This is a genomic window from Aquimarina sp. AD1, assembly GCF_003443695.1.
GTDB lineage: Bacteria > Bacteroidota > Bacteroidia > Flavobacteriales > Flavobacteriaceae > Aquimarina > Aquimarina latercula.
This window is the reverse complement of record NZ_CP031966.1, coordinates 2,582,417-2,601,175: the sequence shown is the minus strand read 5'-3', so window position 1 is coordinate 2,601,175 and position 18,759 is coordinate 2,582,417. Positions and strand designations below refer to the sequence as shown.

Here is an 18,759-nt window from a genome sequence, read left to right as displayed (position 1 = left end):
TCATCTCTATATTATAAAGTATATTTGCGATTAGAACTAGGACAAAAATAGGATAAACCTTTGAGATATTTTTTAGAACTTTCATATAATGGAACTCCATATCATGGATGGCAACGACAACCTAATGCAATTTCTGTACAAGAGGTTTTAGAAAATTCGCTATCATTATTGTTGAAATCTAAGATTGATATTGTTGGTGCTGGTAGAACAGATGCTGGCGTTCATGCAAAACAAATAATGGCTCATTTTGATAATGAGGATGAATTGGATGTTGTTCAATTTCGATATAAGCTTAATTCTCTTCTTCCTAAAGAGATTTCAATAAAAGAAGTGAGTTTGGTAAGTGATGATGCGCACGCAAGGTTTGATGCGATAAGCAGATCTTATGAGTATTTTGTAACACTGTATAAAGACCCTTTTAGCATAGATAGTGCGTATTATCTAAAGAAAGAGTTGGATGTTGACTTGATGAATGAAGCTGCTAAATTACTGTTAAACTATACGAGTTTTAAATGTTTTAGTAAGTCTAAAACCGATGTAAAAACGTATAATTGTACTATTACCCGTGCTGTTTGGGAGATGAATGATAATAAATTAATTTTTAAGATTTCCGCAAATCGTTTTTTAAGAAATATGGTAAGAGCGATTGTTGGAACGCTTATAGAAATTGGAGAACATAAATTAGGTTTAGAAGATTTAGAAAGAATAATTAAAAGTGAAAACAGAAGTGAAGCTGGGTATTCTGTGCCAGCTCATGGTTTATATTTGACAGAAGTACAGTACCCAAAAACTATTTATTGTAAAAAATAATGGCTGAAAAAAGCGGAAAGGCATTTGATTTTAAATTATTTAGAAGATTGATTAGTTATACTAATCCTTATCGGTTTACATTTTATTTTGTGGCTTTATCTGCTATCTTATTATCCGCTTTTGCGGTGTTAAGACCTCTCTTATTACAGAAAACAATTGACGAAAGTTTTATTCCTAAGGATGAAAAATTAATAGTTTTTTATATCAGCTTAATCTTCGGAGTGTTATTATTGGAGGTTATTTTCCAATTTCTATTTATATATTTTGCTAATTGGTTAGGTCAGGAGGTGATTAGAGATGTTAGAGTGAAGCTCTTTGATCATATGTTAGGTTTTAAGAAACAGTATTATGATAAGTCTGCGGTAGGTAGATTAGTAACTCGTGCAGTGAGTGATATAGAAACGATTGCCAGTATATTTAGTCAAGGACTTTTTATGATTATAAGTGACTTGTTAAAAATGGCGGTTATTCTTTGTTTTATGTTGTACTACAGTTGGCAACTTACCTTAATTGTTTTAGCAATTTTACCTTTTATAATTTTTGCTACTAGGGTTTTTCAAAGAAAAATGAAAACTGCTTTTGAAGAAGTAAGAACTCAAGTTTCTAATTTAAATTCTTTTGTACAGGAACGAATAACTGGAATGAAAATAGTTCAGCTCTTTACTAGAGAGGATATTGAATATGATAGTTTTAAAGAAATAAATGAAAAGCACAAAAAAGGATGGATAAAAACCGTTTGGTATAATTCGATATTTTTTCCTATTGCAGAAATGTCTAGTTCGATCACTATAGGATTAATAGTTTGGTATGGAGGATTGAGAGCTGCGCAGGGTGATGTGATTACCTTAGGTGTTGTAATTGCTTTTATTGAGTTATCTCAAATGCTTTTTAGACCACTGCGACAGATAGCGGATAAGTTTAATACTCTACAAATGGGTATGGTTGCGGCTAATCGAGTATTTGCAGTATTGGATACACATTCTAAGATAAATGATTTAGGAACGATAGAACTTCAGAATATAGAAGGGAATATTGATTTTAATGATGTTCGTTTTAGTTATATAGAAGGAGAAGAAGTGTTAAAAGGAATCTCGTTTTCTGTTAATTCTGGAGAAACAGTTGCAATTGTAGGGGCCACTGGTGCAGGTAAATCGACAATTATAAATTTGTTAAATAGGTTTTATGAAATCGACGGAGGAGTTATTTCTATTGATAAAAAACCTATTGATACCATTGATTTAAAATCTTTGCGAAGCCATATCGCTGTAGTTTTGCAAGATGTGTTTTTGTTTGCAGATACTATTTTTAATAATATAACGCTAAATAACACGAATATAACAGAGGATCAAGTTGTGAAAGCTGCTAAAGAAATAGGGATTCATGATTTTATAAGTAGCCTTCCTGGCGGTTATCATTATAATGTGAAAGAAAGAGGGGTGATGCTCTCTTCTGGTCAAAGGCAATTGATATCTTTTCTTAGAGCTTACGTTTCTAATCCTGGTGTTTTAGTTTTAGATGAAGCCACATCTTCTATAGATTCTCATAGCGAACAATTGATCCAGGACGCTACCGACAAGATTACAGAAGGTAGAACTTCTATTGTTATTGCTCACCGATTAGCAACCATTAAAAATGCTGATAAAATTATCGTTATGGATAGCGGTAAGATTGTAGAACAAGGAAACCATAATGAGCTGTTGGAGGTTGAAAACGGCTACTACAAAAATCTTTATGATGTGCAATTTTCAGAAGTCCGAGAAGCTTAGTTAAGAAACCCGTATTCTTCAAGAAACTTTGTAGATAGAGCCATCGCAACTGCTAATCCGATAAAGATTAAAAGAATCAATAAGAATCCAATAAGTCCTTTTACGATAACCTTTATGTATTTAATTTTATATAAATTTTTGAATAAAAATGTTGCGTAAATAGCCTGGATCCCTAAAAAAACAAAACTACTTTCTTCTATATAATCACCAAAGCTAAACGAAATTAGATAAGGAATAAAGGTTAATATCGTTAGATGTGCTATTAGGTATGTGTTTATTACGATATGTTCTGTGAAATTATACTTCTTATATTTTCTAAATATAAATTTGGATATAAACGAGTAAAAAGGTATTAATAAAAAATAACCAAGTGTAGGATATTTTTCTGTTACTTCTATAAAAAACTTCAATGTTTCTGATTGGTCATCTAATTTTTCATATTCAGATGCAATGTTAAAAGCTTTTTCCTTTAAGAAGGTTAAGATAGTCGATAATGTAAGTGATAATAGAAAGTATGAAGGTAGATTAAGGTGTTTTTTTCTGACACCATTAATATAATCATCGATTACTAAGTGAGGTTTTATAGTAAGATCTCTAATTGTTTTTATAAAAGTGTTATCTACATTAAGATAGACTTCACTTATTTCTGTAAGTAAGTTTTTAAAAGTAATACGTTTTGTGATTTTTTTAGCACCACAGTTAGAACAGAAATTAACATTTTTTATATTATCTCCACAGTTCTTACAATTATTAACTGCAACAGTTTTATCCATTATATATTACGCTTGTTTTTTTTAATATTAATTAAATAGAAGATGTTGATTCACCGGTCATAACACCTGTTTTCATCATTACAATTGCTACGATTATGCTAAAAATCACAAATAAAACAGACATAATTATAATAAAAAACAAGGTCTTAATTAGTATTTTTTTTAGATTTATCTCATAAAGACTTTTAAGTACGTATGCAATATAAATAATGGAAACGGGGAACTGAACCCATAGAATTAAGTATATGTTTTTAACGGTTAGAAGTAGTGGTAAAGTAATAAAACTTATAACCATAGTAATATGTGAGTACGCATATAAGTAGATTACAAAATGTTCAGTAAGGTTATATTTTTTATAGTTTATAAATACCAGTCGCGATATCAAAGCTAGAATCGGTATGGTTAAAAATGAGATCACAGATTGATATTCAAACGAAAAATCAGAAGCTACTTTTGAGGCTTTAATTTGATTGGCATCTGTAAATACATTCGAGAAGATTACATCTTTATACTTACCGAGAATGAAACTATATAAACTTGATATAGTTAGAGAAATAGCAAAGTAACTAAAAACATTTACATATCTTTTTCTTAGACCATGAATGAATCCGTCAATTACAGTATTCGGTTGGGTGAATAGGTGTATAAATGTTCTTATAAATGAATTGTCAAGATTAAGAAATCGATCACTAAATTCTTGAGTTAAGTTTTTAAATGTGATGCGTTTCGTTATTTTTTTAGCACCACAATCAGGGCAAAAGGAATAGTGATCAATCTGAAAACCACAATTTTTACAATGATTTATATTAGTTGGATAGTTGCTCATTATTGTAAATCCCTTGTTATTTTTTCAATCAATTCTTCAGGAGTTTTAAAAATTACAAACTCTCCATTTTTAACATAAGATATTTGCCCCGTTTCTTCACTTACAATTAATGCTAGTGCATCTGTTTTTTCTGTTATACCTATAGCTGCCCGATGTCTTAATCCAAAACGTAAAGGAATGTTTCTGTCGTTAGTCACAGGGAGAATTACTCGTGTAGCAACAATTCTATTATCTTCTACAATCATAGCACCATCGTGTAATGGACTATTTTTATAAAAAATGCTTTCTATTATTGGTGTCTTTACTAAAATATCAAGTTCATCTCCTGATGTTTTTACAAAATCTAATGATGTATTCCTCTTAATTACTATTAATGCACCAGTGAATGTGTCTCCCATTTTCGTGCAAGCTTTAACAATAGCAGTAACATCCGTAAGACTATCTTCTGGAGTGTCCCTAATAAATTTTAGTTGTCTTAGAAATTTTCTTCGTCTTCCAAAATTTGTAGATCCAATCATTAATAAGAATTTTCTTATTTCTTGCTGAAAAACAACAATTAAAGCAAACATTCCCACGCCAATAAATTCTCCTAAGACACTACTTAGCATTTCCATGGCTAGAAATTGCGTAAGTTTCCAAACCAAGTAAATCATTACGATTCCTATAAAAATGTTAATTGCTGCTGTTCCCTTAACCAACTTATAGATATAGTATAGCAAAAGTGCCACGAGTACGATATCTAGTACATCTAATATTCTAAGGTTGATTAAATCCAAATGCGGTCTTTTTGTAAAAATAGAAAAATTAGTGAAACTCTGATTTGAAAAGCTTGAAAAAGCATCGTTTTAAAAAACATTAAGTCTGTACTTTATATTTGTTCATCAGTGTAATGCATTCCATAGCTTCTTTTACATCATGTACTCTTAAAATCGAAGCACCTTTTAGTAACGCAATAGTGTTTAAGGATGTTGTGCCATTTAAAGATTTAGATGGGTCAATTTTTAATGATTTGTAAATCATTGATTTTCTTGATACGCCTACTAGAATTGGTAACCCTTGAAGGTTAAATAAATCAAGTTTTTTTAGGAGCTCAAAGTTTTGGTTTATATTTTTTGCAAAACCAAAACCAGGATCGATAATAATATCGTTAATTCCTTCTTTTTTGGCTTCGATTATTTTTTTAGAAAAATAAAGCTGCACGTCCTTAATCAGATTATCATATTGATTTAAAGATTTCATGGTTTGCGGAGTACCTTTCATATGCATCATAATATAAGGGACTTTGAGCTTACCGACAGTTTTAATCATTTCTTTGTCTAGACTACCAGCAGAGATGTCATTGATAATTGATGCACCAGCTTCAACACATTGTTTTGCAATTTTACTTCTAAAGGTATCAATCGATAAAATAGTATTAGGAAACTTAGAGAGAAGTAATGTTATTATTGGTAAAATTCTATTCTCTTCTTCTTCGATCGAAATATGATCTGCACCAGGTCTAGACGAATAAGCTCCAAGATCTATAAAGGTTGCTCCTTCTCGCAGCATTTTTTCGGCTTGATGTAAAATCTGTGATTCGTCTTTATATTTTCCACCATCATAAAAAGAATCTGGTGTTAGATTTAAGATACCCATCACTTTTGGTGTAGAGAGATCGATTAAAGAACCTTTGCAATTAATAGTCATAGAAGAGTTTATACTATATTTTTAATGTTTATTTGGTATAATTGCCATATTAAAGCGAAATTTACGCAAAATTCAACAGTAATATGCAAGATACGTCAACACAATATGACGCGGTAATTAAGAAATGTCGTGATCTCTTCATCAACAAAATGAAAGATTACGGTAGCGCTTGGAGAATTCTAAGATTACCATCCCTTACAGATCAAATTTTTATAAAGGCACAACGAATTAGAGGTTTACAGGAGAATGCTGTAAGAAAAGTAGATGAAGGAGAGGTTTCTGAATTTATTGGAATCATAAATTATAGCCTTATGGCTTTAATACAGTTAGAAAATGGAATTACAGAACAGCCAGATTTGTCTACAGATGCAGCTACAGAACTGTATGATAGGCATATTGGTATTACAAAAACACTAATGATGAATAAAAATCATGATTATGGTGAGGCTTGGCGTGATATGAGGGTTAGTTCACTAACTGATTTAATTATTCAAAAATTGTTACGAGTAAAACAAATTGAAGATAATAAAGGTAAAACATTGGTGAGTGAAGGAATCGATGCTAATTATCAAGATATGATTAACTATGCAGTTTTTGCGATGATTCATTTAGGTGAAGCGAAATAATGTAGATTTTATAAAATACTGTTAAACTAAAAGTAACAAGATGTAAACCTATTATCTTGTTCAAAATAAATTATAATTACTATTCTAATGATGAAAATACTTGTTGGTTTTTCCAGAATATTTGTAGCAGCTCTTTTCTTATTTTCAGGTTTTATTAAACTTAATGATCCTTTAGGATTCTCCTATAAACTACAAGAGTATTTTAGCGAAGGCGTATTAAATATGGAGTTTTTGATTCCAATTGCCTTACTTATGGCAGTATTCCTTTGTATTTTTGAAATAATAGTTGGGATTACATTGCTTTTAGGATATCTACCCAAGTTTACGGTATGGTCATTATTGGGTATGATTGTCTTTTTTACATTTCTTACCTTTTATTCGGCATACTTTAATAAAGTTACTGATTGTGGATGTTTTGGGGATGCACTGCCATTAACTCCTTGGGAATCTTTTACTAAAGATGTGATTTTATTAGTGTTTATTTTAATATTATTCTTTGGAAGAAAATATATAACACCTATTCTCCCGGAAGCTTCTCATAAATGGATTGTGTTTGTTTCTTTTACGGCCTGTTTAGCATTTTCGTATCACGTATTAATGCATTTGCCTTCATTCGATTTTAGAGCTTATAAAATAGGAACAAATATAGAAGAAGGAATGTCAGTTCCGGATGGGGCTGCAGAGGCAGAGTTTAAGTATTCTTGGAAGTTTGATGTAAATGGTAAAGAAGAGATTGTAACGACTAGTGGAGAATATCCGCAAGTTGATGGTAAGTATATTGGTGTAGAAACAGAAATGATTAATGAAGGATATATACCACCTATTCATGATTTTGCCATTGAAAAAGATGGAGAAGATTATACCACAGAATTTTTAGAAAAAGAAAATGTTGTGCTTATTGTAATGTATAATTTATCAAAAAGCGAAGGAGAAGGAATGAACGTGATAAAAGGACTTACTGATAAGGCTATGGCTCAAGGGTATGATGTAATAGGTCTTACCGCATCTTCTCCTCAAGAAGTTTCTCAGAAAAAAGAACAGTATAATCTAAGTTTTGATTTTTACAGTACTGATGAGACTGCTCTTAAAACAATATTAAGATCAAATCCTGGAATCGTAAAACTAAATAAAGGAACCATTACAGAAAAGCTGCACTGGAATGATGCTGATCAGTTAATTTTGGATAAAGTAGAACCGTCTAAACCTAGAATTAATGTACGATTAAAATCTCAGTTAGATAGTATCGCTAAACTAGACCAAAAGTTTAGAAAATTAATGCAAGCTAAGACAATAGAGGAGCGAGATAGTATCGCGAAGTTAGTCGGAGCAACAGAAGAAGAAGTAACTACAGATCTATGGCAACAACAGAGTGCAATAGATTCTTCGAATACAGTATTTATAGAACAAGTTTTTAAAAAACATGGATACCCTGGTAAAAGTTTAGTTGGTGAACCAACCAATAAAACAGCTTGGTTTGTGATTCAGCATTCTTATAAAATAGATCAATACCTTCCATTGATTAAAAAAGCAGGAGAAGAAGATGAGATTCCTTTTAGGTTAGTAGCTATGATGGAAGATAGACATCTAATGAGCATTGGTGAAGAACAAGTATATGGTACCCAAGGAACAACATTGAATCATAATACGAATACACCGATCAAGATTATTTGGCCAATTAAAGACGTCGAAAATGTTAATCAACGCCGAAAAGATGCTGGATATAATACTACAATAGAGGAATATGCTAAAAGATTATATGGAGATACTTTTGAATATAAAGTCTATACATTGGAAGAGGTCGAAAAGTTGAAAGAAAAGGCAAATTAGTAATGACTAAATACTTCTATAAATTTGGGTATGCATTACTTACTTTATTAGGAGTAATTACTGTTATATTTCTTTTGTTTACTATTCTTCCCGGAGATCCGGCGCAAATGATGATGGGACAGAATGAAAATAAAGAACAATTAGATATTATTAATAAAAAATATGGTTTTGATCTTCCTTTAAGTACACAATATCGATATTATCTTAATGACCTTTCGCCAGTTTCATTTCATAGTATAGAAGAAAATGACTTTTCATTTTTTGACACCGAAAAATATACAGGCTTTTCATTATTTACAATTGGTAGAACAAAAACAGTTTTTAAGTACCCTTATCTAAGAGAGTCCTTTCAGAAGAACGGTAAAAAAGTAAGTCAGGTGATTAAAGAAACCTTGCCAAATACTGCAGTACTTGCTGTGTCTGCTATTTTAATAGCTATATTTCTGGGGATTTCTATGGGTATTGTTAGTGCATTAACTAAGGATCAATGGGCAGATCGATTAATTCAATTGGTAAGTACTATTGGTATGAGTGTACCCTCTTTTTTTAGTGCTATTATTTTTGCTTGGTTGTTTGGTTATGTTTTACACGAGTATACCAATCTTAATATGACAGGAAGTTTATATGAAGTAGATGATTTTGGAGAAGGAACTTATATTCAATGGAAAAATTTAATATTGCCTGCAATAGTTTTGGGAGTGCGACCATTAGCAGTAGTTACTCAATTAATGAGGAATTCATTATTAGAAGTGATGAGTCAGGATTATATACGTACAGCTAAGGCAAAAGGCTTATCACTATTTCAGGTAATTAAAAGACATGCATTAAAAAATGCGTTAAATCCTGTAGTGACGGCTATTTCTGGTTGGTTTGCATCCATGTTAGCAGGAGCCGTTTTCGTAGAATATATTTTTGGTTGGAACGGTCTTGGTAAAGAAATAGTAGATGCATTAAATACATCAGACCTTCCTATTATTATGGGAGCTGTAATCGTAATCTCCTCTGTATTTATCTTAATCAATATATTTGTAGATCTTATATACAGGTGGCTAGACCCTAGAATAAGGGTGTAAGTATCTTTTTTAGAATTGTAACCAAATAAAAACCACACACATAAATTAAAATTAATGAGAACAAAAATTGTAGCAGGAAACTGGAAAATGAATAAAAATCTTGCGGAGACAGGAGTTTTACTTTCAGAATTAAAGGCAAAATTTGAAGATTCACCAGAAGCTAAAATAATCGTAGCTCCAACCTTTACAAATCTTTATTATGCTTTCGAAGAACTTAAAGAAGTTGATATCGATGTAGCAGCACAAAATATGCATCAAGCAGAAAGTGGCGCATTTACAGGAGAGATTTCTGCGGATATGTTAAAAAGTGTAGGTGTACAAACCGTTATACTTGGTCATAGTGAGCGTAGAGCTTATTTTGGGGAAACAGATGAGTTGTTAGAAGAGAAAGTAAATACAGCTTTGAAGCATAAAATGACTATTATCTTCTGTTTTGGAGAAGAACTAGAAGATCGTAAAGGTGGTAACCATTTTAATGTAGTAGAGGCGCAATTAAAGAATGCTTTATTTAAATTAGATAATGATGCTTGGAAACATATTGTTTTAGCATATGAACCAGTTTGGGCAATAGGAACAGGAGAAACTGCAAGTCCAGAACAAGCACAAGAAATGCATGCTTTTATTCGTAAAACTATTGGAGACGCTTTTAATGCAGAAATTGCAGAAGATGTTTCTATATTGTATGGAGGAAGTGTAAAACCTGCAAATGCTAAAGAGATTTTTGCAAAACCAGATGTAGATGGAGGACTAATAGGAGGAGCTTCATTAGACCCTGATAGTTTTGCAGCTATCGCTAATTCATTTTAAATTATATTTTTAAAAACAAATAAGAGGTATTCGTAAGTGCGAATACCTTTTTTGTTAGTCAAAGTATTAACTTTGCTGCCTAATTTAAATAAAGATGACTACACCTATATACATAGGCTATTATTTTAATATTGCACCATTGCAGCCCGCTACAGAAATTCTGATAGCAGAATTAGGGAATGTTGGTTTTGAGAGTTTTGTTGAAACAGAAAAGGGGTTAGAGGCCTTTATCCAAAAGGAAGAGTGGAAAGAGAATATTTTAGATGATATTTATATACTAAACTCTGATGAATTTGAAATTACTTTTTCAACTAAAGAAATAGAACAGGTAAATTGGAACAAGGAGTGGGAGAAGAATTTCACTCCAATCGTAGTCGATGATACTTGTGGTGTAAGAGCACCTTTTCATGAAAAGCCAGAATTACTTTATGATATCGTGATAGAACCAAAAATGTCTTTTGGTACAGGTCATCACGAGACAACCCATATGATGATTCAGCACTTACTTAAACAAGATTTACAAGATAAAAAGGTTTTGGATATGGGGTGTGGAACAGGTGTTTTGGCAATTTTAGCTGAAATGAAAGGAGCGCAACCTATAGATGCAATTGATATTGATAATTGGTGTTATTTAAATACAATTGAAAACGTAGAGCGAAATAATTGTAAGCATATTACCGCTTATGAAGGAGATGCTGCGTTATTGCTGGATAAAAAGTATGATGTGGTGATTGCTAATATTAACAGAAATATATTGTTAAAAGATATTCCTACTTATGCCAACACTTTACGTACTGATGGTGTTCTTTTGTTAAGTGGTTTTTATCAAGAGGATTTAGAGTTAATTACCAAGCAATGCAAAGACAATAATTTAGAGTTTGTTGAGTGTTTTGATAGAAATAATTGGATAGCAGCTGGTTACAGGTTAAAATAATGTGAGAGACGATAATTTTTTCTTTTCGAAATAGTATATTTGTATAAAATTAATGAGATGAGCACTCAAGAAAAGGTTTTAGAAGAAGTTTTAGAAAAAACAGTAGAACAAAATAATAATGAAATTGTTCTATATAATGATGATGTCAATACGTTTGATCATGTCATTGAAACATTAATATATACATGCGAGCATACACCAGTTCAAGCAGAACAATGTGCAATGTTAGTTCATTATAAAGGAAAATGTACTGTAAAAACAGGAGTTTACGAGGAATTAGTACCTAGATGTTCTAAGTTACTGCAAGCCGGTTTAAGTGCCGAAATCGTATAGGAAAATATATTTAAAAGAAAAATCGCTCAATAAAATTGTTTATTGAGCGATTTTTTTTTGAATAAAAACTGTTTTATGATTTTAACCTAATAATGATCGAGTTTGAATCATTTTTGTGATTGTATCATTCGTAGAAAAAATCGTTTTACACTAAATATATGTAGAGTTTTAGTCATTTTTTACTGGAAAAAGAGTGTTGGTTCTGATAGGGTTATATATCCTAGGTGCGCTAACAGGTAATGATGCAACAACTGGAGAGTTTAATGGAAATGATATAGCTGCCTGAAAATATTTTCATTAAAATTTTAGAATAATTGTAATTGCTATAGTAAGATAATAAAAGTGCAATTTCCGTTAGGTTTTTATTATTGTAAATTATTCATAATGTTCTTATTGGAAATGTTACTCTCTATTTTTTTTAAAAAACAAGTGCTAAAGCCGATATTAATTTTTTTTTAACACTTTTTAGTTAAAAATTTATAATATGAAAGAAAAAGACTACATTTTTTATAAAAAATAAAATACTTATGAATTCTTTAACATCTCTTATATTATCATAATTTTTTGCTTAATCGCTAAGTTGGGTGTTAATTTTAAATATGCATTTAATCGGTTTTATTGTGTAATTTAAGGATATGTATTTGTTATTAATTACACTACTTTATTGAATTAAATATATGTATTCGCCTTATTATTAGGGGATTATTTAAATTTTTAACTGATATTTTAAAAAAATTATCATATCTTCAACCCGCTTAAAATTTAAAAAGGTTCAAAGCTTTACTAAATTAAATGCAGGCAAAATAAATTTTGTTGAAGATTTATTTTGTTAATAGTAACTACACAAACTCAACTTTTTAAAAATGAAGAAAATCAAAGTATTAGCGCTTTGCGCTATCGCGGCTGGTGTAATCACATCTTGCCAAAAAGACGAAATTAACAACGAAACACAACCTGAAACTGCAGCATTGACAAAAGCTCATTTGGATGCACTTATCGATGCTGGTGTTAACACTTACGGAGCTACATACACTACCTTTAAAGGTCTTCCAGGTGATCCAGAGATACAAGGTGTTCAATCTGATGATATTTTTATGTCAATAGAAGATTTAGAGTCGGGTGTGCAAAAATTAGGAGTAACAGAAGATGGTAACAAGCAGTTTAGAACTAACAACTTGGTTACTGGTTCCAATCGTAGCTTTAGAGTTGTTGGATATACAGGATCTTGTTGTGCGTTAACGAGCAAAATGAGAACTGCTTTACAATGGGCGGTTAATAATTATAATAGATTAAATACATCTCTTAACTTATCTCTTGTTTTCCAAAGTAACTTTAATAACACCGATATGGTTGTTTATAATAACGGAGCTTCTGGTGGAGGTGGATCTGCTGGATTCCCATCTGGTGGACAAGCATTTAAAAGAGTTCAGATCAATGCTGGTACGGATTCTTTTAGTACAAATGTAGTAGAGCACGTAATGACTCACGAAATCGGTCATTCTGTTGGATTCCGTCACCAAGATTGGACAACTCGTCAGAGTTGTGGACAAAATACTAATGAAGGAACTGCTGGAGTTGGAGCAATCTTAATTAACGGTACTCCAAGTTCTGATAGAGCAGATTCTATAATGTTAGCTTGTTTTGGTTCTGGAGAAGACGGAGAATTCACAAGTACAGATATTACTGCTTTAAACGCTTTATACTAAAACTAACTAAGTATACAGTAAAAATTATATAATATAAAGGCTTTGAATCTTTTTATAAAACCATCTTGATAAAATTTCAGGATGGTTTTTTTATGAAGGATATTGAAAATAAGATTGTTATAGATTTGTTTTCTTAAATTATGGAATTGGTATTTTCATGCCTTTTTAAGGTTTTTTAATAAATTTATTTTACAGTTTTCCCGTATTTTCAATAAATTATTCAAAGTTTTTGTTGTTTCATTGAAATAAATGTATAACTTGCAGGCTGCAAAAATTTTTAAAAAAGTTCAAAGCTTTCACAAAAATATTTGCTTGCAGAATAGATTTTAAAACGGATCTATTCTGTAATAATACACAAACTCAACAATTTAAATGAAAAAATTAAAATTTTTAGCGCTTTGCGCTATGGCTGCTGGTGTGGTTACATCTTGCCAAAAAGACGAAATCACAAATGATGAACAACCGGTTTCATTAGAATTAAGTAAAGATTTACAGGATAAAATATGGGCTACAGGAGTTAATCCTGGTAATGCTACTATTGAAAAGATTACTCTTCTTAATGGAATAGAAGAGGAATACGTTCTTTCTGGAGATATTATGATGAAACTTTCTGAGATTGAGAAAGGAAGTTATGATTTAGAAGATTCAGAAGATGGTGTTAATAAGCAATACAGAACGAATAACTTAGTTTCTTCTGCTAATAGAACTATTGATATTTTAGGATATACAGGATCTGGTAATGCATTAACGAGTAATATGCAGACAGGTTTACAATGGGCTGTTAATAACTATAACAGAATTAGTACTACTTTAAACTTTAGATTAACTTTTGGGACTAATTTTGAAGCTGCTGATATGGTTGTTTATAACAATAATGGTAGCGGAGCTGGTGGTCAAGCAGAATTTCCTGAAGGAGGAAGACCAGGAAAGTTTATCCAAATCTTAAATGGAACAGGAACTTTCGGTGGAAGTAACGTAAATAATGTAAATGAGCACGTAATCGGACACGAAATAGGTCATGCCTTAGGTTTTAGACATACTGATTATGCTCGTAGAAGATGTGATAATAGTAATGAGGGAACTGCTGGTAGTATAGGAGCAATTAATATTCCTGGTACACCTACTGCAAATCAGTGGGGTCAGAGCGGTTTGGATTCTGGTTCATTAATGATCTCTTGTTTTGATGGTAGTGAAGATGGAGAATTTAGTAGCTTTGACATCGTAGCTTTAGAATATCTATACTAATAATAAATTATAGTATAAAATAAAGCTTTGAACTTTTTATAGACCATTCCAAATTTGTTGTTTGGGATGGTTTTTTTTGTTTTAAAAATCTATTCGAAAAGACACATTAGGTGTAATTCCGGCAGAAAAGGTGTTTACTTCTTGCAGTAAATAAGTATTATTATCAAATCTAACACTATATGTTCGATTTAAAGTATTCTCTCTATCATAAAGATTAAATAACGATAAACCAATTTTGCTTTGCAAAGCATCATCTTTTGATAAATTAAATTTATAAGAAGCAGAAAAATCTAGACGATGGTAAGTATCTAATCGATCACTATTAACTTCTCCATAGTCAATAAGAATAAATTCATTAGTTTCTACAATACCTAAAGCAGGAGTATAAGGTCGACCTGTTCTTGCAGTCCATCCTAATGAAAATTCGAAATTATTCCATTGATAGCTGTGTATCCAAGATAAGTAGTGTTTAATGTCAAAATTACCTCGAAAATATTGGTTGTCATTTACATTTTCAAATCTGAAATCTTGATCTGTATATGAATATCCAACCCAAGTTCTATAATTTTTTATTCTTTTTTTGATTAATACGTCTATTCCAAAAACCTTACTTGATCCTGTTTCTAAGTCTAGAACCCCATTAAAACCATTAGCAAATGAAGTAAGTCCGCTTGTGGATTTATGATATCCTTCGATATCAATATACCAGTCGTTTTTGTTAATAGTAAATCCAGTAGATATTTGATCACTACTAAGCATGGATACAAACTCTGAATCTGCCAATAACCATATTTGATTATCTAGGTTAAAATCATTCGGTAAATAATTAGATATTTGACTAATTACTTGGTTTTTTCTTTCAGCTGCTAACTTTGTTATGATATTTTTTGATAGGTTCACCTCTAAGTTTATTCGAGGTTCCCAGTATGTTTTATTAAGAACAGAGAAATAATTACCTCTAACTCCCGCGCTTATTTTAAGTTTCTCATTAGCATTAAATTTATATTCTCCAAATATGGCGTGGGTAATATTACTATTACTTTCATCAAAAGAAAAATTGTCAAAAGAATAGTCAGCATTATATGCTACATCATTGGTTGAAAAATCATAGCCAGAAGCAAAATTGTGTTTAGTATTTATTGTCCAATTAGTATGAATAGAGGCGCCAGAGTCTCTAATTGTATTCTCTTCTATTATATTATTATCAAAGAACAGAAACCCATCACTACTTGCTCTAGATTCTCTTAATCCGTTATAGTTAAAATCATAATTAGAAAAATAAATATTAGTTGAATGAGAGAAACTATTGTTCCATTTTTTATCCCATTTTATATTAGCTCCTTGATTTACAAATTCTAAATTGTCTTTTTGGATTTCATCGAATGGTTCACTAAATCCTTGAATGTTTTTAATATTAAGGGTGTAGTTGAGGTTATTATTAGTGAAAATAGAACTAATTATTAATTTTTCATTTTTGTCAATATCAAAAATTCCTTTTACAGTAAGATCAGTAAAATAAAATACATTTTTATTTTCTACAGTTTCTTGATCTAATTTTTGATTGTCTACAAAAAATCTAATACTTTGAAAAGCTCTATCAGAATAGCTGCGAAAAGTTGGTGTTTCTATAAAATCAGTAAATGCTCTTCTAGCCGATATGATAACTCCAAACCCTTCATCAACAGGAGCTTCGAGATAAGCGTCAATATTAGTCATGTTAAAACCAAAACCGAAGCCTAACTCTTTAGGTAGTTTGTTTTTAGATTCGATATCTACAACTCCAGAAATTCTATTTCCATATTTAGCTTCAGTACTGCTTCTATAAAGTTTAATATTTTCGGTTATGTATGGATTGAAAATGGATAATAAATCAAAAAAATGACCTGAACTATACATTTTTATTCCATCCCATAAGATTAAATTATGATCAGGGGTTCCACCTCTAATATGTAATCCAGAAGCGGTTTCGGTAGGGCTTTGAATTCCAGGGAGAAACTGAAGTGTTTGTAATACATCGGGTTCTACTAGTCTGGGTAAAATACCTAGTTTACTGGGATCTATATTTACTGCACTACTAGCTCCTTGTCTTGATATTCCAGAAGTCATATACTCCGTAATTACTACTTCGCCTAATTGGAAATCATCTTCGGATAGTAGTATTTTAATACAATCACTATTTTCTAATTCTTTGGCAATGAATTGTCTTTTTTTGTAGCCTAAAAACTGAATGTTAATAGTGTCATTAGGGCTTGATAAGAATAATTGAAAATAACCTTTATGATTTGATGTTGTAGATTTGGCTTGGCTTTTATTATTAATAAAAGCTTCGGACAACGGTTCTTTTGTTAAATTGTCTAATAAATACCCGCAAATTGAAATTTTTCCTTTTTGATTCTTTTTTCTTATTACATAATACCTGTCATTGATTTTTTCAAAAAGAATAGAGGTTTGAGATTCAATCTCTTTAAGAACTTCTTCTAGAGATGTTATTTCAGAAATATTGATTGATTCGTTTTTTACTATTTCAGGATTAAAGGAGAATTTAATTTCATTAGATTTTTCCAAGATTTTTAAAAACTCTTGTAGTGATATATTTTCATATCTTTTGTTGACCGTAGTTTGAGAAAAACAGTTAATATATATAAGTACAAAAAAAGATAAAAAAAAAGATTTCATTTATTCCTTAACGAGAACTATGTGGTTTTCGTTGTTAAAAGTATATGAAATTTCCATAGGAACAAAGATTGTTTTTAAAGCTAGCTCAATATCATTGTGATTGTAGCTACCTGTAAAACGCTTATCTTGATTAATGCTTTTCTTGTCAAAAGAAATTTTAAACTGATTTTCTAAAGATTGTATTACTTGTTTTAGGGGAGTGTTTATGAACGTAGTTTCTCCAGACATCCAGCTAGGCTCTGTTATTTCAGTTTCCCAATTTTCAACTATGTTATCCGAAACTCTAAAGGCTTTTCCTTTGGTAAGAATGACTTCTTTAGTACTATTATGCCCTATAGCTTTTACCTTACCTTCAGAACATATTACCTCAAAATAATCTTTTTGTACATTAACATTAAATTGCGTCCCTAATACTCTAACCTCTCCGGATTCAGTTTCTACAACAAAATTAGATCCTTTTTTAACTTTAAAAAAAGCTTCTCCTACCAGAGTAACTTTTCTTTGGTTTTCCCAATCTGATTTTTTGAATTTTAATTCCGATTTCGAATTTAAAACTACTTCAGATCCATCTAAAAGCTCAATGGTGATTTGTTCTCCGTAATCCGTAGCATGAGTAGTAGTGTTGTCAAAGAAAAAAAACAGTCCAATAAGAGCTAACAAGGCAGCAGCAGCACCATAAGTCCATCTAGTAATAAAAGTTCTTACTTTTGGTTTTTCTTGTAATTCATTTTTAATAGTGTTAAAAACTTCTTTCTTGTTGTAGTTAGGAGATTGTAATTTATCTATTTTATCAATAATAGTGATGTATTTTTGATAATCTTTTGATTTTTCAAATTCCGCTTTCTCCTTATCATTTAGATCGTTATTTAACCACCTTGCTAAAAATGTCTCGTCTGAATATGGATTTTTCATTAATTTTTCTTCTACTTCGTTTAGGCTTCCTTAATTATTAACAGGCTTATACTATATTACCCTACAAATGATTACAAAATATCTCCTAATTTTTGCCTTAAGCTTAATAAAGCATAATGTATTCGCTTTTCTATAGCTTTAACGGAAACTCCTGTAATTTCGGCAATTTCTTTATATGATTTTTTATCAATTCGTGATAATAAAAATGTTTCTCTTTGTTTTTTGGGGAGACTATTTATTGCATCATTAAGTTTAATCATAAATTCTTTCTCTTCAATAATAAACTGAGGATCTTGATTGTTAAGATCTGAATGAGGTCTTTGTTCGTATCTTAACACAACCTTTTTATGAGCTATATGATTTAATAAGTTGTTATTTGCTACTGTGTATAAATAAGATTTAGCTTTGAAAAAAACTACTTTTTTACAGTTCTTCCATAACTTTATAAATGCATCTTGTATTATATCTTCTGCTAAATCAATATCTCCACATTTATAATAAATAATATTCCGCAGTGACTCAGAACAATCATCAAAGATTGATTCAAAATTTTTTTCATCACAAACAGATTTCTTTTCCATATATTTTTCGAAGATATTTATTTTATTGATATATCAAAACAGAATATAGTTTACTCTCTAAAAAATAGTACTCTATCTTTTAAGAAACACATTTTATGACTTTTAATTTTATGTATTAATGAGAAAATTATGATATTTTAAGTTTGACATTATATTTAATGGAGTATGAGCGTGTTTT

At 30.6% G+C, this 18,759-nt stretch carries 17 protein-coding genes; 10 read left to right on the top strand and 7 right to left on the bottom strand.

Going from position 1 to position 18,759, the window contains the following annotated elements; all coding sequences use genetic code 11:
* Positions 1–60: 60 nt before the first annotated feature.
* On the top strand, positions 61–810 hold the full coding sequence (gene truA, locus D1815_RS11510) for a tRNA pseudouridine(38-40) synthase TruA (RefSeq protein WP_118387080.1): 750 nt from the start codon (positions 61–63) through the stop codon (positions 808–810).
* Positions 810–2,576, top strand: a complete 1,767-nt coding sequence (locus D1815_RS11505; protein ID WP_118387078.1) for an ABC transporter ATP-binding protein — start codon at positions 810–812, stop codon at positions 2,574–2,576. Before truA ends, D1815_RS11505 begins: the two co-directional genes overlap by 1 nt.
* Here D1815_RS11505 and D1815_RS11500 read toward each other — a convergent pair.
* The 4 genes from D1815_RS11500 to folP all read right to left on the bottom strand — a co-directional run bounded on the left by D1815_RS11500 (position 2,573) and on the right by folP (position 5,861).
* Positions 2,573–3,349 (bottom strand): DUF3667 domain-containing protein, encoded by a 777-nt coding sequence (locus tag D1815_RS11500; RefSeq protein ID WP_027392504.1) that lies wholly within the window; start codon positions 3,347–3,349, stop codon positions 2,573–2,575. The two genes, D1815_RS11505 and D1815_RS11500, sit on opposite strands and share 4 nt — an antisense overlap.
* A gap of 31 nt (positions 3,350–3,380) precedes the next feature.
* Positions 3,381–4,175 (bottom strand): DUF3667 domain-containing protein, encoded by a 795-nt coding sequence (locus D1815_RS11495; RefSeq protein WP_118387076.1) that lies wholly within the window; start codon positions 4,173–4,175, stop codon positions 3,381–3,383.
* The gene (locus tag D1815_RS11490) at positions 4,175–4,951 is read right to left on the bottom strand and encodes a diadenylate cyclase (protein WP_027392503.1); all 777 of its coding nucleotides are present in this window, start codon (positions 4,949–4,951) and stop codon (positions 4,175–4,177) included. Before D1815_RS11490 ends, D1815_RS11495 begins: the two co-directional genes overlap by 1 nt.
* A gap of 79 nt (positions 4,952–5,030) precedes the next feature.
* Positions 5,031–5,861, bottom strand: a complete 831-nt coding sequence (gene folP / locus D1815_RS11485; protein ID WP_118387074.1) for a dihydropteroate synthase — start codon at positions 5,859–5,861, stop codon at positions 5,031–5,033.
* A gap of 83 nt (positions 5,862–5,944) precedes the next feature.
* Between folP and D1815_RS11480 the strand changes: the two genes are divergently transcribed.
* The 8 genes from D1815_RS11480 to D1815_RS11445 all read left to right on the top strand — a co-directional run bounded on the left by D1815_RS11480 (position 5,945) and on the right by D1815_RS11445 (position 14,412).
* Positions 5,945–6,487, top strand: a complete 543-nt coding sequence (locus tag D1815_RS11480; RefSeq protein ID WP_118387072.1) for a DUF1599 domain-containing protein — start codon at positions 5,945–5,947, stop codon at positions 6,485–6,487.
* Positions 6,488–6,574: 87 nt separating this feature from the next.
* Positions 6,575–8,314 carry a BT_3928 family protein gene (locus D1815_RS11475; RefSeq protein WP_233557628.1) on the top strand — a complete coding sequence of 580 codons (1,740 nt, stop codon included), beginning with the start codon at positions 6,575–6,577 and terminating at the stop codon, positions 8,312–8,314.
* A 2-nt stretch (positions 8,315–8,316) separates the two neighbouring features.
* Entirely contained in the window at positions 8,317–9,387 is a 1,071-nt protein-coding gene (locus tag D1815_RS11470; RefSeq protein WP_118387068.1) for an ABC transporter permease, read from the top strand.
* A gap of 54 nt (positions 9,388–9,441) precedes the next feature.
* Complete coding sequence (gene tpiA / locus D1815_RS11465; RefSeq protein WP_118387066.1) at positions 9,442–10,194, top strand: triose-phosphate isomerase; 753 nt, start codon at positions 9,442–9,444, stop codon at positions 10,192–10,194.
* Positions 10,195–10,288: 94 nt separating this feature from the next.
* Entirely contained in the window at positions 10,289–11,128 is an 840-nt protein-coding gene (gene prmA / locus D1815_RS11460) for a 50S ribosomal protein L11 methyltransferase (protein ID WP_118387064.1), read from the top strand.
* A gap of 57 nt (positions 11,129–11,185) precedes the next feature.
* A complete protein-coding gene (locus D1815_RS11455) occupies positions 11,186–11,461 on the top strand; it encodes an ATP-dependent Clp protease adaptor ClpS (RefSeq protein ID WP_027392496.1) in 276 nt (91 codons plus the stop codon).
* A gap of 863 nt (positions 11,462–12,324) precedes the next feature.
* Positions 12,325–13,167, top strand: coding sequence for a M57 family metalloprotease (locus D1815_RS11450; protein ID WP_118387062.1), 843 nt, complete (start codon positions 12,325–12,327; stop codon positions 13,165–13,167).
* Positions 13,168–13,539: 372 nt separating this feature from the next.
* Positions 13,540–14,412: a M57 family metalloprotease gene (locus tag D1815_RS11445; RefSeq protein ID WP_118387060.1), complete on the top strand. Its 873-nt coding sequence runs from the start codon at positions 13,540–13,542 to the stop codon at positions 14,410–14,412.
* A gap of 81 nt (positions 14,413–14,493) precedes the next feature.
* On the opposite strand, the gene D1815_RS11440 is transcribed toward D1815_RS11445, so the two are convergent.
* From D1815_RS11440 to D1815_RS11430, 3 genes are all read right to left on the bottom strand, one after another.
* The gene (locus D1815_RS11440; protein WP_162897359.1) at positions 14,494–16,977 is read right to left on the bottom strand and encodes a TonB-dependent receptor domain-containing protein; all 2,484 of its coding nucleotides are present in this window, start codon (positions 16,975–16,977) and stop codon (positions 14,494–14,496) included.
* A 111-nt stretch (positions 16,978–17,088) separates the two neighbouring features.
* Positions 17,089–18,000 carry a FecR family protein gene (locus D1815_RS11435; protein ID WP_118387056.1) on the bottom strand — a complete coding sequence of 304 codons (912 nt, stop codon included), beginning with the start codon at positions 17,998–18,000 and terminating at the stop codon, positions 17,089–17,091.
* 71 nt (positions 18,001–18,071) lie between these two features.
* Positions 18,072–18,581 (bottom strand): RNA polymerase sigma factor, encoded by a 510-nt coding sequence (locus tag D1815_RS11430; protein ID WP_027392492.1) that lies wholly within the window; start codon positions 18,579–18,581, stop codon positions 18,072–18,074.
* Between the last annotated feature and the right edge of the window lie 178 nt (positions 18,582–18,759).